General features: G+C 68.8%; 15 protein-coding genes. 11 read left to right on the forward strand and 4 right to left on the reverse strand.

The window, feature by feature from the left end:
* Positions 1-15: 15 nt before the first annotated feature.
* The 4 genes from BG90_RS19500 to BG90_RS33300 form a co-directional block, all read right to left on the reverse strand.
* Positions 16-1,077: a glycosyltransferase family 2 protein gene (locus BG90_RS19500; protein WP_025990402.1), complete on the reverse strand. Its 1,062-nt coding sequence runs from the start codon at positions 1,075-1,077 to the stop codon at positions 16-18.
* Positions 1,062-2,483, reverse strand: a complete 1,422-nt coding sequence (locus BG90_RS19505) for a glycosyltransferase family 87 protein (RefSeq protein ID WP_010120835.1) — start codon at positions 2,481-2,483, stop codon at positions 1,062-1,064. The genes BG90_RS19500 and BG90_RS19505 overlap by 16 nt, the downstream gene beginning before the upstream one ends.
* Positions 2,480-3,688: a glycosyltransferase family 87 protein gene (locus BG90_RS19510; protein ID WP_010120836.1), complete on the reverse strand. Its 1,209-nt coding sequence runs from the start codon at positions 3,686-3,688 to the stop codon at positions 2,480-2,482. Before BG90_RS19510 ends, BG90_RS19505 begins: the two co-directional genes overlap by 4 nt.
* 80 nt (positions 3,689-3,768) lie before the next feature.
* A complete protein-coding gene (locus BG90_RS33300) occupies positions 3,769-4,269 on the reverse strand; it encodes a hypothetical protein (RefSeq protein WP_232355243.1) in 501 nt (166 codons plus the stop codon).
* A gap of 648 nt (positions 4,270-4,917) precedes the next feature.
* Here BG90_RS33300 and BG90_RS19515 point away from each other — a divergent pair.
* From BG90_RS19515 to BG90_RS19565, 11 genes are all read left to right on the forward strand, one after another.
* Positions 4,918-5,088, forward strand: coding sequence for a Flp family type IVb pilin (locus BG90_RS19515; RefSeq protein WP_010110691.1), 171 nt, complete (start codon positions 4,918-4,920; stop codon positions 5,086-5,088).
* A 177-nt stretch (positions 5,089-5,265) separates the two neighbouring features.
* On the forward strand, positions 5,266-5,412 hold the full coding sequence (locus BG90_RS19520) for a Flp family type IVb pilin (protein ID WP_010110692.1): 147 nt from the start codon (positions 5,266-5,268) through the stop codon (positions 5,410-5,412).
* A 91-nt stretch (positions 5,413-5,503) separates the two neighbouring features.
* Complete coding sequence (locus tag BG90_RS19525) at positions 5,504-6,043, forward strand: A24 family peptidase (RefSeq protein WP_025990403.1); 540 nt, start codon at positions 5,504-5,506, stop codon at positions 6,041-6,043.
* Positions 6,044-6,084: 41 nt separating this feature from the next.
* Positions 6,085-7,467 carry an ATPase gene (locus BG90_RS19530; RefSeq protein ID WP_010120838.1) on the forward strand — a complete coding sequence of 461 codons (1,383 nt, stop codon included), beginning with the start codon at positions 6,085-6,087 and terminating at the stop codon, positions 7,465-7,467.
* A 45-nt stretch (positions 7,468-7,512) separates the two neighbouring features.
* Entirely contained in the window at positions 7,513-8,361 is an 849-nt protein-coding gene (gene cpaB, locus BG90_RS19535) for a Flp pilus assembly protein CpaB (protein WP_010120839.1), read from the forward strand.
* A 113-nt stretch (positions 8,362-8,474) separates the two neighbouring features.
* A complete protein-coding gene (locus tag BG90_RS19540) occupies positions 8,475-10,556 on the forward strand; it encodes a type II and III secretion system protein family protein (protein ID WP_045568361.1) in 2,082 nt (693 codons plus the stop codon).
* A 20-nt stretch (positions 10,557-10,576) separates the two neighbouring features.
* Positions 10,577-10,882, forward strand: a complete 306-nt coding sequence (locus BG90_RS19545) for a hypothetical protein (protein ID WP_010110701.1) — start codon at positions 10,577-10,579, stop codon at positions 10,880-10,882.
* A gap of 25 nt (positions 10,883-10,907) precedes the next feature.
* Entirely contained in the window at positions 10,908-12,164 is a 1,257-nt protein-coding gene (locus BG90_RS19550) for a pilus assembly protein TadG-related protein (RefSeq protein ID WP_045568362.1), read from the forward strand.
* Between the two features lie 49 nt (positions 12,165-12,213).
* A complete protein-coding gene (locus tag BG90_RS19555) occupies positions 12,214-12,720 on the forward strand; it encodes a TadE/TadG family type IV pilus assembly protein (protein WP_010120850.1) in 507 nt (168 codons plus the stop codon).
* Positions 12,717-13,178 carry a TadE family protein gene (locus BG90_RS19560; RefSeq protein WP_010110704.1) on the forward strand — a complete coding sequence of 154 codons (462 nt, stop codon included), beginning with the start codon at positions 12,717-12,719 and terminating at the stop codon, positions 13,176-13,178. Before BG90_RS19555 ends, BG90_RS19560 begins: the two co-directional genes overlap by 4 nt.
* 22 nt (positions 13,179-13,200) lie before the next feature.
* Entirely contained in the window at positions 13,201-14,409 is a 1,209-nt protein-coding gene (locus tag BG90_RS19565; protein WP_010120852.1) for a CpaE/TadZ family protein, read from the forward strand.
* The last annotated feature ends 23 nt before the right edge of the window (positions 14,410-14,432 follow it).

Here is a 14,432-nt window from a genome sequence, read left to right on the forward strand (position 1 = left end):
GCGTCCTCCTGTCGGTCAGCGGCTTTCGGCGCGGGCGCGCGGCATCGCGCGCCGCCGTGCGAAATCGATCCGCGCGCCGTGGGCGGCACGCTGCGCGGCGCCCGCCACGGGCAGCGCGGTCACCTTCGTGCGCGCCTGATAGCGGCGGCGCACGAGATAGATCGGCCGCTCCTTCGATTCGTAGTAGATGCGCCCGACATACTCGCCGACGACGCCGATGCCGATGAGCTCGATCCCGCCGATGAACAGCATCACCGAGATCAGCGATGCGTAGCCCGGCACCGGATTGCCCATCCACAGCGTGCGCGCGACGATGAAGCCGCCGTACAGGAACGCGAGCGCGGCGATGCAAAGCCCGATGTAGGTCCAGCTGCGCAGCGGCACCGTGCTGAAGCTCGTGATCCCTTCGAGCGCGAAGTTCCAGAGCTTCCAGCCGGAGAACTTCGAATGGCCGGCGCAGCGCGCCTCGCGCTGATATTCGACGATCACGGTCCGGTAGCCGACCCACGCGAACAGCCCCTTCATGAAGCGGCGGCGCTCCGGCAAGCTGCGCAGCGCGTTGACGACCTGCCGGTCCATCAGCCGGAAATCGCCGACGTTGACGGGCAGCTTCACTTCGGACAACGCATTGTGCACGCGGTAATAGAGCGAGGCCGCGGTGCGCTTCGCGAACGTGTCGCACGCGCGGTTGCTGCGCTTCGCCGCGACGACCTCGGCGCCTTCGCGCCAATGGTCGATCATCACCGGGATCAGGCTCGGCGGATCCTGCAGGTCCGCGTCGATCGGTATCACCGCGTCGCCGTTCGCTTCGTCGAGGCCCGCCGTCAGCGCGGCTTCCTTGCCGAAGTTGCGCGTCAGGTCGATCACGCGCACGCGCGGGTCCTGTGCGCCGACTGCGACGAGCTTGTCGAGCGTGTCGTCGCGGCTGCCGTCGTTCACGCAGACGATCTCGAAGCGGATCGATTCGATGCGCTCCATCAACGGCACGACTTCCGCGAAAAACCGCGTGACCGCGTCGCCCTCGTTGTAGAACGGCACGACGAGCGAAACGAGCGGTGTGTTTATTTGGTCCCGCATGGTGATTCTCCCTGAGCCCCGTAGCGGCGGCGGCCGGCAAGCGGCAGCGCCGCCCGCGTGTGCCGCGTGGCGACCGATGCGCCGCGCGCCGCAATGAAACGAATTGAATCGATCGCATCCGCCGCATCTTCGTCGCCGGGCAGGCTCGGCGCGCCGCGGCGTTCGCGTGCGATGCGGCTCACGATGGCGGCGAGCGCGCCCGCCGTCACGAGCGGCATGAACTGGAAATGCAGCGGCTCGACGACGGCGAGTCCCGCAAGCGGCATCACCCCGAGCAGCGCGAGCCCTTCGCGTTCGAGCGGCCGCCAGCCTTCCGCATGCGCGTGGCGCACGGCCCACGCGATCACGATTCCGTACCAGGCGAGGTCGTAGTCGTACAGGTACGGACTTACGAGCAGGCTCGCGCAGACGAGCGCGGCCGAACGCAGTGCGTGCGAGCTCGCGCCGCGCCACGCGTAGATCACCGCGACGACCGCGAACGCGATCGAGCCGGCTTGCAGCAGTTGCGCGACGACGAGCGGCAGCCCCGCGTACGTCGCCATCGCGAAGAAAGTCGGAATCCGCGCGAGCGTCGCCTGCCCTGCGCCGATCGTCTGCAGCGCGGACGCCGCGTCGTGCGCGAACGCGATCCATGCATCGAAGCCGAACGCGAGCGTGCTCGACGCGGCGACGAGCGCGACCATGGCCGCCCATGCGCGCAATGCGCGCCACTGCGAAGCGCACAGCAGCGCGAGCGGAAACAGCAGCGCGAGCTGCGGCTTGATGACGAGGAGCCCGAAGCAACATCCGGCGAGCGCCGGGCGGCGGCGCAGCGCGACGAGGCCGAAGCCGGCGAGCGCGGCCGTCAACAAGCTGTTCTGCCCGACGAGCGCGACGAAGAACGTGCCGGGGAACGCAAGCGCGCAAAGCGCCGCGAGACGGCGCGGCACGATCGCGCGCACCGTCGCGACGAACAGCGCGCCCGTGCCGGCGATCCACACGAACGCCGCGACCGGATACGGCAGCCAGCCGAGCGGCGAGACGAGCAGCAGCGTCTGCGGCGGATAGAGCCACAGCAGCACGCCGCGCAAGTCGCGCATCGAAGGCGCCGCCTGCAGCTCGACGGCGTGCAGCGTCGCGAACCGCCACGCGTCGACCGCGTGACCGTGCACCGCGAGCCGCGCGGCGCTCCACGTCGGCACGAAATCCAGCGTCGGCGGCAGCGGCGAGCCGAGTCCGCCGGACAACCAGCGGAACAGGTAGATGCTCCCGAACGCCGCATAGCAGACGAGCGCGGCGATCGCGTAGGTCCGCACCCGTTTCGCGCCCAGCCAGTGCGGGCGACGGCGCGGACCGGCCGCCGGCAGCTCCGGACATTCGACGTCGCGATGGCCGGCCGCATGGCTGTGGTGCGGATGGGCTTTCATCGCGCGGCTCCCGGCATCGTCCGCGCGCGGCGCACGACGATCAGCAGCACCGCCAGCAGCACGACGGGCCCGATCTGCGGAAAGTGGGTCGCGCGATTGAAGAACTCGAAGAACGGCAGCAGCCAGCCGGCGACGAACACCGGCTGCTCGCCGGGCAGCCAGCCGGTATCGAGCGCGCACGCGAGCACGCAGAACAGCGCGACGCCGAGCCACGCGAGCTCGTAATGCCACAGATAGGGCGTCACGAGCAGCGTCGCGATCGCGAGCGACGCAGCGCGAAGACGCAGGTCGCTCGTGCGCAGCCAGACGTTCAGCGCCGCGACGGCCGCGAGCGCGCCGACGCCGATCTGCACCGCGTACGCGACGTGCAGCGACGCGCCGGCGAGCCGCATTGCCGAAAACGGCGCGGGCGACGCGAGCCAGTATTGAGAACCTTGCTCGAGCACGAGCTCGCGCAGCATCGTCGCGCCGGACAGGAACGCGTGCACGGACGCCGTTCCGCAGACGGCGACGCTCGCCGCCGCGAAGACCAGCGTGCCGACGGCGGCGGCGAAGAACGCGCGCCATGCGCGCGTCGCGACGAGCAGCAGCGGAAACAGCAGCGCCATGTGCGGCTTGATCGCGAGCAGGCTGATGCAGAGCCCGGCGATCACCGGACGCTTCGCGAGCAGTCGGACCGCGAATGCCGCGCACGCGGCAGTGAGCAGCGAATTCTGCCCGGCGACGGCGGCAACGAGCACGCCGGGAAAAGACAGGATCACGAACGGTGCGAAACGCGGCTGGGACAGCCAGTCGCGCAGGCCCGACACCGCGCCGACGCTCTTTGCGTATGCGACGACGCTGAACGCGACGAAAAGCAGGAGCGACGGCACATAAGGCACGAGGGCGAGCGGCGCGACGAGCAGGAGCAGCGTCGGCGGATACACCCACGGCAGGAAGCTGCGATTCACGTATGCGCCGAGCTGCGCCGCTTCGACGCGCGAGAACGCCGGATAGTCGTAGACGGTCGCGGGCGCGCCGTGAAGCATCACGTGCGACCCGCTCCAGAACACCGTGAAGTCGATGCCGGGCCGAACGGTCGTGTTCGCGATGAACCCGTTCGTCGCCCACCCCCACGCGCCCAGCAGCGCGATGCTGAGAATCAGCGTCGCGCCGCCGTATGCGAGCACGCGATCGCTGGTCAGCCATCCGCTGGAACGCAACATGCCGAAGCATGTTCCCCGATTTGCAAGATCCATGATGCCCCGATGTGTGATTAAGCGCTTTGTTTAAACACGTCGATTTTTTATGGGTTCGATCCGACGACGTTTCGATTTGCATGACGTCGCCGCGCTTCCATTGTTAGAAAAAAAAGCGAGTTGATGCAAATCGCGGCGGCGCGCGATATCGCCGCGGGGCGCGCAAAAGAGCGAATTCCGCATGAAAAATGACGAACAGACGTGGCCGCGTTACGGAGTTGAAACACTTTGAGTCGCAGGGCGTCTGCGCCGGCGTCGCCCGGCACGGTTCTCTTCGCCGCGATTCGAATCCGGGAAAGTCCCGACAGAATTTTTTTGGCCTTGCCCGGCGGGCGTTTGCGGGTGGCGGCGGCGCGGCGGCGCGCGCTCGCGTGTATCAAATCCGAAACCTTCTGCACCGCGTCATGCCCGCGGTGTTGCGCCGGTGAGCCGCTCGCCCTTGTCGCGCCGTGACTTTCCGAAAGCTGGCCCGCTCCTTGCGAAATGTCCTGCGCGGCAAACGACGACGCGACGATCGGAAGATTCGCAGCAGCCAGATCAACAGACAAGAATCTCGCCGACGTCACCCACGGGGTCTCATCCGGCGCAATGCACGCGAGTGCCGCGCCGAATGTGTACAGGGCAGTCGCCGTTCGACCAGCGGTGCACCGGCTACGACCGGGCGCCGGGAAAAGATTGCTCGTTGTGAATACCGGGGAAAGGCAATGTCCACACATACCACCCAGCGGCTTCTCAGCCGCTCCAGCAGCGAAACGGCGCACACCTGCGCCGCCGCTCACGAGCCGGCCGCCGGCCGGCTCGGCCGTGGCTTCCGCAGTTTTCCAGGGCGGCGCCGCGCGGCGCGCATCGACTCATGCGCACGCGCCGGCAGGCCCCATCCCGCAGATCGTTCCGTCCGCGCCGGCGCATGCGTTCGCGTGCAGGTCCCGCTGCGGCTGTTCTGATCGGCGGTCCGCTTTCAGCAGTGCCTTGCAGTACCCGTAGTGCCTTGTCGTGCCTGTAGTGCCTGTAGTGCCTGTAGTGCCTGTAGTGCCTGTAGTGCCTGTAGTGCCTGTAGTACCCGTAGTACCCGTAGTACCCGTAGTACCCGTAGCACCCGTAGCACCCGTAGCACCTTGTAGTTGGAGCAGTTCCCGTTGTATGTCCCGCGCCATCGATGGCAAGGGTTTTTCTTAATGATTCAAAAGGAGAGAGTCATGTCCAGCCTCGTTCAATACGTGAAGCAGTTCGTTCGCGACGAAGGCGGCGTCAGTGCCATCGAATACGGCCTGATCGCTGCTTTGATCGCGATTGTGATCATCGGTTCGGTGAAGACGGTCGGTACCAATCTCAATTCCGTCTTCTCGACGATCGGCAACGATCTGTAGGGTGCGTCGCCGGAACGACGGATGGCTTCGCGTAACTCGCCGTCCGTCACTTTCCGTCGTTCGTTCCCGTTCGATGTTCCGTTCGATGCCGCTGAGGAGCGATTCATGAGAACCCAGTCCTTTTGCCGGAAGTCGACCCGTCCGCACTGGCTCGACGCACGACCCGCCCATGCCGTCATGAGCTGGCTGCGCGACGAATCTGCGGTGTCGGCGATCGAATACGCGCTGATTGCATCGCTCATTGCGATCGTGATCATCGGCGCGGTGCAGGTCGTCGGCACCAATCTGCAGTCGGTGTTCAGCACCGTCGCTTCGGATGTGTGATTCCAGTCCCGCCACGGTGCGCCAGTCCGGTATGCCGGCTGGCGTCACCGAAGCGGTTCATCGAACGATTGAATACGACGCGAGGCCCTTCATGCTTTCCGCCCTGCCACCGCAACCGATCCCGCTCTGCGTGACTTTGCTTGCAGTCGTCGCAGCCAGCATCGATCTGTCGAGCCGGCGCATTCCCAATCGACTGATCGCGCTCGGCCTCGCGGGCGCGCTCGTCGCGCAATGCGGACTGCCCGGCCCGCACAACGGCTTCGCCGCCTGGCTGGCCGGAGCGGCCACCGGCGCCGGCCTGCTGCTGCCTTTCTATCTGTTGCGCGGCATGGCCGCAGGCGACGTGAAGCTGATGCTCGCGATCGGCGCCTGGGTCGGACCGTCGCTCGCGCTGCGCATCGTGCTCGCGACGTTCATCGTCGGCGGCGCGTGGGCGCTCGCGGTCGTGCTGAGGCGCGGCCAATTCCGCAAGCTGCTCGCGAACCTGCGTCACCTGTTCGCGAGCGCGGCGCTGCTGCGCAATCCGTCCGCGGTGCGCGCCACACCCGAGTTCGACTCGGTCGGGATGCTGCCGTACGGCGTCGCGATCGCCATCGGCACGCTCGGCGTGCTGCTTACGGCGGCGACCTGACGCGACGCATGCCGACCCCTCACCCAACGATTGGAGCGACTATGAACCTGGATCAAGCAGAACCGCGACACGACGCGCAGATCGCCCATCTGCCGGAGCCGCCGGCGCTGCGCGCGTACCGCACGAAGCAGGCCGCGCGTCTGCCGGCCGCACCGCGTTCGCTCGCGGAAACCGGCCTGGACGAAGCCTTCATCGCGGCGCTGCTGCTGAAATCGATGCTCGCGCACGGGCGCTCGAGCCTGACCGAGATCGTCGCGCGTCATTGCCTGCCGCCCGTCGCGCTCGACGAAGTGCTGACGTTCCTCGCGTGCGAGCGCCTGATCGAAGTCACGCACCGCGGTCTGTCGGACATCGACCTGACGCTGCGCCTGACCGACCTCGGCCGCGCGCTCGCGCTCGAGGAGAAGGCCCGCAACAGCTACTGCGGCCCGGCGCCCGTCACGCACGAAGCGTACCTCGCGAACGTCGCCCTGCACTCGGTCCGCCACATGTCGATCGCGCGCGCCGACGCACACGCGGCGTTCGACGGCATCGTGATCGACCCGTCGATGCTCGACGCGGCCGCCGCGTCGCTGAACGCCGGCCGGCCGCTGCTGATCCACGGCCCCGCCGGCAGCGGCAAGACCTATCTCGCCGAGCGCCTCGGCTCGCTGCTGCGCGGCTACGTGCCGATTCCGTATGCGATCTACGCGTCGGGCGAGATCATCAAGATCCACGACCCGCTCGTGCACGTCGATGCGCCGCGCGCGAACGACGGCGCGAACGGCGACCGCCGCTGGCGTCTGTGCCGCCGGCCCATCGTGCTGTCGGGCGGCGAGCTGACGCTCGCCGAGCTCGACCTGCGCCGCGACGACACGACGGGCTATTACCAGGCGCCGCCGCACGTGAAGGCGAACATGGGCCTCTACATCGTCGACGACCTCGGCCGCCAGCGCATCGCGCCGCGCGATCTGCTGAACCGCTGGCTGCTGCCGCTCGACCGCAACGTCGATCAGCTGACGTTCCACAGCGGCGTGCGGCTCGAAATGCCGTTCGACGTGTGGCCGGTGTTCTCGAGCAACCTCACGCCCGCGCAGTTCAGCGACGACGCGTTCCTGCGGCGGCTCGGCTCGAAGCTGCACGTCGGACCGCTGCCCGTCGACCGCTACCGCACCGTGTACGACGCGAGCTGCGCGGCGCTCGCGCTGACGTCGGACGCGTCGACGTTCGACTACCTGCTGCAACGCCTGCACGCGCCCGCGCGGATGCCGTTTCTCGCGTGCTATCCGGGCGATCTGCTGCGGCTCGTCGCTGCGTCCGTCCGCTATCGCGGCGACACGCCCACGGTCACGCCGCAGGCGCTGCACGAAGCGTGGCGCAGTTTCTTCGGTTCGGCGCCTGACGAACCGCCGTTCACCTCGCCGGATGCGGATCGCGATTGGTAGCGTCCGGCCCACTGACTCTTGATACGACCAACGAGGAGTACCGCCATGAAAAACAGTCGCGCATTCACCATGCTCGCCATCGCCATTCTGGCGGGGCTGGCCGCCGTCGCCTTCGCATCGCGATGGCTCGTGCAGACATCGAGCAGCGCCGTCACGCCGGTCGCGGTCGCCGCGATCGACGTGAACCTCGGCGAGCCGCTTGTCCCGAACCAGCTCCGCGTCGTCAACTGGCCGACGGCCAGCGTGCCGCCCGGCGCGTTCACCGACGTCAAGTCACTCGAAGGCCGCGTCGTGCGCACGAGCCTCGCGCGCGGCGAGCCCGTGCTCGGCTCGAAGCTCGCGCCCGTCGGCACGAAGGGCGGCCTGTCCGCCGTGATCGCCCCGGGACACCGCGCGATCACCGTGCGCGTGAACGACGTCGTCGGCGTCGCGGGCTTCGCGCTGCCGGGCAACTACGTCGACGTGATCGTCAACACGCAGGAACAGTCGAAGGCCGATCCGCAGCAGAGCATCTCGAAGATCGTGCTCGAGAAGATCCTCGTGCTCGCCGTCGCGCAGCAAGTGAGCCGCGACGACACGGCGCCGAAGGTCGTCAACGCGGTCACGCTCGAAGTCACGCCCGACCAGGCGGAAAAACTCGACCTCGCGCGCAGCGTCGGCACGCTGTCGCTCGTGCTGCGCAACCAGGTCGACAAGGACGCGCTGAATACCGGCGGCGCGACGAAGAACACGCTGCTCGGCCAGCCGGCGGCCGTGCCAGCGCCCATCGCGGCGCCCGCCGCGCAACCGCGCCCCGTGCGCACGCGCGTCGTCGTCGCGCATGCACATGGCGCGGCCGGCCGCGACTGCGTCGGCGTGTTGTCCGGCGTGACGGGCAGCGTCGAATGTTTCTGACATAAGCGGCAAAGCACAGACGATGCCTAGCGTTTCCGCTGCCCGTTTGCGTTCCGGCAGCTTTCGATAGTCAACCCCGGCGCACCGCGCCGGGCACTGGGGGACCACACGAAATGGACACCAATCCGAAACTTTCCCGGCCGACGCGCGCGCGCGTCGTGCGCAGCGCGGCGCTCACCGCCGCGTGCTGCGCCGGGCTCCTCACCGTCTTCGCCGCATCCGCGCAGGATGCCGTCGAAAACGCCGCAATCATGAAGGGCGCCGCAGCGGCGCCGATGACGATCGGCCGCGGGCCGATGCAGATGACCATCAGCATGGCGCCCGCTCCCGCCGCCGCCGCAGCCGCGGCCGCGGCGCCGCTGCGCGGTCCGAACTGCGTCGGCGAGATGCGCGAGGCGACGAGCGTCAGCGTGCCGCTCGGCAAGTCGCTGCTCGTGCCGCTCGACGAGCCGGTGCGCAACCGCACGATCGGCAATCCCGCCGTCGCGCAGGCGACGATGGTGTCGCCGCGCACGCTCTATCTGGTCGGTCTGTCGGTCGGCACGACGAACATGATCGTCCAGGGCAGGAGCGGCGCGTGCCAGATCATCGACGTCGCGGTCGGCGCGGACGCGGGCGGCCTGCAGACGTCGCTGCGCCAGCTGATGCCCGCCGAGCGCGACATCCGCGTGTCCACCGCCGCCGACACGATCGTCCTCGCGGGCAACGTGTCGGACGCGCAGGCCGCGCAGCAGGCGGTCGCGATCGCGAAGGCGTACAGCGACCGCACGAACGTCGGCCCGGGTGCCGGCGCAGGCGCGGGCGGCCCGCGCGGCGGCGTGCTCAACATGCTGACCGTCACGTCGCCGCAGCAGGTGCTGCTCGAGGTGAAGGTCGCCGAGGTGTCGAAGACGCTGATCAACCAGATGGGCTCGGCCATCAACATCCAGGGCGGCTTCGGCTCATGGACAGGCATGCTCGTGTCGAGCCTGCTCGCGGGCGTCGGCAACGGCATCGCGGCGAGCAAGTCGAACAAGCTGCCGTTCAAGGCGGCGCTCGATGCGCAGAACACCGACCAGCCGGTGAAGATCCTCGCCGAGCCGCGGCTCGTGACGATCAGCGGCCAGGAAGCGACGTTCCTCGCGGGCGGCAAGATCTTCATCCCGGTTCCGCAGAGCAGCGGCACCGGCACGACGACGATCACGCTGCAGGAAGAGGAATTCGGCGTCGGGCTGAAGTTCACGCCGACCGTGCTGTCGAACGGCCGGATCAGCCTGAAGGTCGCGCCTGAAGTGTCCGAGCTGTCGCCGACGGGCGTCACGCTGTCCGCGACGAACGTGAGCGGCGTGTCGATCCTGCCGCTCATCACGACGCGGCGCGCATCGACGACGGTGCAGATGGGCGACGGCGAGACGTTCGCGATCGGCGGCCTCATCAAGGACAACGCGCAAGGCACGCTGAGGGCGCTGCCCGGCATCGGCGAGATCCCGGTGTTGGGCGCGCTGTTCCGCAGCACGTCGTTCCAGCAGGATCGCACCGAGCTCGTGTTCATCATCACGCCGCACCTGGTGAAGCCGCTCGAGACCGCCGACGTGCCGCTGCCGACCGACAGCTTCACGAAGCCCAATGAAGTCGACGTCTATGCGACGGGCAACATGGAGGGCCGTGGCGGGCTGCGCAAGCACGGAGCCGCGCCGGCGAATGCCGCACCCGCCGGCGCCGCCGCACCCGCGAACGCCGCGCCGGTGAGCGCTGCGCCGGTCAATGCCGCGCCGACGAGCACCGCGCCCGCCGCTGCCGCTGCGCCCGCGAATGCCGCGCCGACCGCCGCCGCACCGGCGAACGTCGAGCCGGATGCCGCGCAGACGTCCGCGCCCGCGCCGCAGCCGGCGAAGCCTGCCGCGCCCGCGCCGGCCCCCGCGCCAGCGCCTGCGCGTGCATCGACGACCGTGCAGGCGCCGCCGCCCGCATTGCCGTCCGCGGTCGCGATCGCGCAGCGGCAAGGTGCGCACGCCGCCGTGCCGAGCGCCGCACCGGCCGCGCCCGCCGCACCGGCCGCGCCCGCCGCACCGGCGGCCGCCACCGCACCGCCCGCGCCCGCCGCGCTCGCGGCGCCGGCTCCCGCCGGCGCGACCGCGAAGCGCCAAGGCGCCGCACAGCCGCCGCAACAGCTCGCCAACGCAGGCGCGATCGCGCAGCAACCCGTCGACCACTGAACTTCCGCAAGGAGACGCACATGAACCTCAATTACTTCACGCTGACGCGCCGCCTCGTGCTCGCCGCGTCGCTCGCCGCCTCGCTCGGCGGCTGCATGAACAGCACGCCCGTCTGGGACAGCCGCTTCGGCGATTCGGTACGCGCCGTGATGCAGGCCCAGATCATCGATCCGCACGCCGCCGAGCACACGAAGTCGGCGACCGGCATCGACGGCAAGTCGGCCGCCGCCGCGCTCGAGAACTACGACAAGTCGTTCCAGCAGATCGAGCCCACGCCGAACGCTTTCGTGATCGGCGTCGGCGGCGGCAAGACGGGCGGCCAATAACCACCACTCGCTCAGGGAGACCGTCATGTCTCGCGTCACTTCTTCGTCAGGCGCCGCCCTTCACGGCGGGCGGCGCCGTCAGCGCGGCGTCGTATCGATTCTCGTTGCACTGATGCTCGCGGTGCTGATCGGCTTCGTCGGCCTCGCGCTGGATCTCGGCAAGCTCTACGTGACGCGCAGCGAGCTGCAGAACAGCGCGGACGCCTGCGCGCTCGCCGCGGCGCGCGACCTGACGGGTGCCATCAATCTGTCCGTGCCGGAGGCGGCCGGCATCACCTCCGGCCACCTCAATTACGCGCTGTTCCAGGGATTCCCGGTGCAGATGCAGACCGACCTGAGCGTCACGTTCAGCGATTCGGTGAGCGGTCCGTTCCAGCCGAAGAGCGCGATCTCGTCGCCGTCGTCGATCAAGTACGTGAAGTGCAAGACGTCGATGACCGGCATCGTCAACTGGTTCATCCAGGCGCTCAACATGGTGCCGGGCGTGAGCGTCGCGAACGCGTCGGTGTCCGCGACCGCGGTCGCGACGATCGGCGCCGCGCAGACCACCTGCGCGATCCCGGTGTTCATCTGCAAGGCCGGCACGCAGACGAGCCCGCCCGTCGCCGGCGCGACGTACAACGTCGGCGACTGGCTCAGCGCGAAGACGGGCTCGCCGCCGTCGTTCGGCGCGGGCAACTTCGGCTGGTCGGCGCTCGACGGATCGAACAGCGCATCGTCGATCGCGAACGAGCTGACGGGCAACTACTGCGCGCTGCCCGCGACCGGCTCGCAGGTCGGCACGCCGGGCAGCAAGGCGGCGACGACAAACGCGTACAACACCCGCTTCGGCATCTACAACAACCCGTACAAGGACCCGTCGTACGGCACGCCCGACTTCACCGGCTATGCATACGACGCGACCACGTGGCCCGCGCAGAGCAACGCATATTCGGACTTCGTCAGCAAGCGCAGGACGTTCACGAGCTACCAGGGCGACCTGATCACCGGCATCAACACGGGCGGCTCGTACAGCGCGAGCTACTACCAGGCGGGCGCCGACCGGCGTCTCGCGCTCGCGCCCGAAGTCGACTGCTCGGTACTGCTGAGCGGCCACAGCGCGCCCGTGCTGTCGTGGGACTGCGTGCTGATGCTCGATCCGATGGGCACGGGCGGCAGCGCGAGCCCGATCCATCTCGAATACCGCGGCTCGTCGACGGCGCCCGGCAGCCCATGCGCGACGCAAGGCACTCCCGGCAACGGCAGCTCGGTCGGCCCGCAAGTGCCCGTGCTGCTCCAATAACCCGGAGGCGATCATGAACAGACTCTCATTCCGTCCCCGTCCTTCGCGGATGCGCGGGTCCGTCGCGGTCGAATTCGCGATCGTGATGATTCCGCTCGTACTGCTCGTGACCGGCGTCGCGGAGTTCGGCCGCGCGATCTACCAGTACGAAGCGCTCACGAAGGCGACGCGCGACGCCACGCGCTATCTGTCGACCTATCTGTCCACCGACAGCGCCTACCCGCTCGCGCAGGCGCAATGTCTAGCCGTCTACGGCAGCACGACCTGCGGCTCGACCGGCAGCGAGCTCGCGCCGGGCCTCACGACGTCGATGGTCGTCATCTGCGACGCCTCGCACACGACGAACTGCAGCGATTCGTCCGATCCGGCGCAGTTCGCGAACGTGCCGATCTACGACACGAACAACGGCTCGCCCGATCCGGCCGCCCTCGCGGGCAGCATGAATCTCGTCGAGGTCAAGATCAAGGGCTATCAGTACGCGCCGATCCCCGCGTTCCCGGGGCTGCCGTCCTTGACCTTCGGCAACATCGTCACCGTGATGAGGCAAGTGTCATGAACGCGCGCCCCTTCTCCCTGATCCGCCGCCGCGCGCAGCGCGGCGCGGCGGCCGTCGAGTTCGCGCTCGTCGCCGCAATCCTCTGCACGATCCTGATCGGCATCTGCGAATTCGGCCGCGTGCTGTTCTACTGGAACACCGCGAGCGAGGCCGTCCGGCTCGGCGCGCGCACGGCAGCCGTCTGCGACGCCGACGCGTCCGTCGTGAAGACCCGCATCAGCCAGTTCATGCCGCTCATCGGCAACGCGAACGTGAGCCTGTCGTACGCGCCCGCCGGCTGCGATTCCGATGCGGCGACCGCGCGCAGCACCTGCACGTTCGTCACCGTGTCGGTCACGAACGTGACGGTCAAGACGCTGATTCCGTTCGTGCCGCTCACGCTCGCGATGCCATCCTTCGTCACCACGCTGCCCCGCGAAAGTCTCGCGACGTCGACGGGCGGCTCGGCTTGTCAATGAACCACACACGAGGTCAACGAACATGATCAACATCCTCGTAGCATCCGAAGACGCTTCGCGGCTCGCGCATCTCGCGCGGCTCGTCGGCGACGCCGGCCGCTATCGCGTCACGCGCACGGTCGGCCGCGCCGCGCAGATCGTGCAACGCACCGACGGCCTCGATGCGTTCGACATCCTGATGATCGACGGCCTCGCGCTCGACACGGCCGAGCTCGCCGCGATCGAGCAGCTGAGCCGCCTGCATCCGGGCCTGACGTGCGTGCTCGTGACGACCGACGCGTCGTCGCAGACGCTGCTCGACGCGATGCGCGCCGGCGTGCGCGACGTGCTGCACTGGCCGATCGAGCCGCACGCGCTCGACGACGCGCTGAAGCGCGCGGCCGCGCAGTGCGCGCAGCGCGACACGCCCGACACGCGGATCGTGTCGTTCATGTCGTGCAAGGGCGGCGCGGGCACGAGCTTCGTCGCGGGCAACGTCGCGTACGAGATCGCCGAAGGCTCGAAGCGCCGCACGCTGCTGATCGATCTGAACCAGCAGTTCGCCGACGCCGCGTTCCTCGTCAGCGACCAGACGCCGCCGTCGACGATCGCGCAGCTCTGCGGGCAGCTCGAACGGATGGACGGCGCGTTTCTCGACGCGAGCGTCGTGCGCGTGACCGACACGTTCCACGTGCTCGCGGGCGCGGGCGATCCGCTCAAGGCCGCCGACCTCCGCGAAGACGCGCTCGAATGGATTCTCGGCGTCGCCGCGCCGCGCTACGACTTCGTGATCTTCGATCTCGGCGTGAGCCTGAACGCGGTGTCGATGGTCGCGCTCGACCGCAGCGACCACATCGAAGTCGTGCTGCAGCCGAACATGCCGCACGTGCGCGCGGCCCGGCGCCTGAAGGAGCTGCTCGTGTCGCTCGGCTGCCCGCTCGACCGCATCCAGCTCGTGCTGAACCGGCAGACGCGCACATCCGAGCGCGCGCGCACGGCGCTCGAAGAAGTGCTCGGCATGCGCGCGGCGCATGTGATTCCCGACGATCCCGCCGCGGTCGGCGAGGCCGTCGACCAGGGCGTTCCGCTCTCCCGGCTCGCGCGCAATTGCGGCGTCGCGCGCAGCCTGCAGGCGTTCGCGAAGCAGCTCGTCGACGGCGAACAGCGCCCGCACCGCGACGGCGAGCGCGACGTACCGCTGATCGCACGGCTCTTCAGCCGTGGCGCGACGCCCAAACTCAAATCGATGTAATACCAACGTTCGAGGTGATCATC

Origin of the sequence: Burkholderia oklahomensis C6786, assembly GCF_000959365.1 — a bacterium.
Taxonomy (GTDB): Bacteria; Pseudomonadota; Gammaproteobacteria; order Burkholderiales; family Burkholderiaceae; genus Burkholderia; species Burkholderia oklahomensis.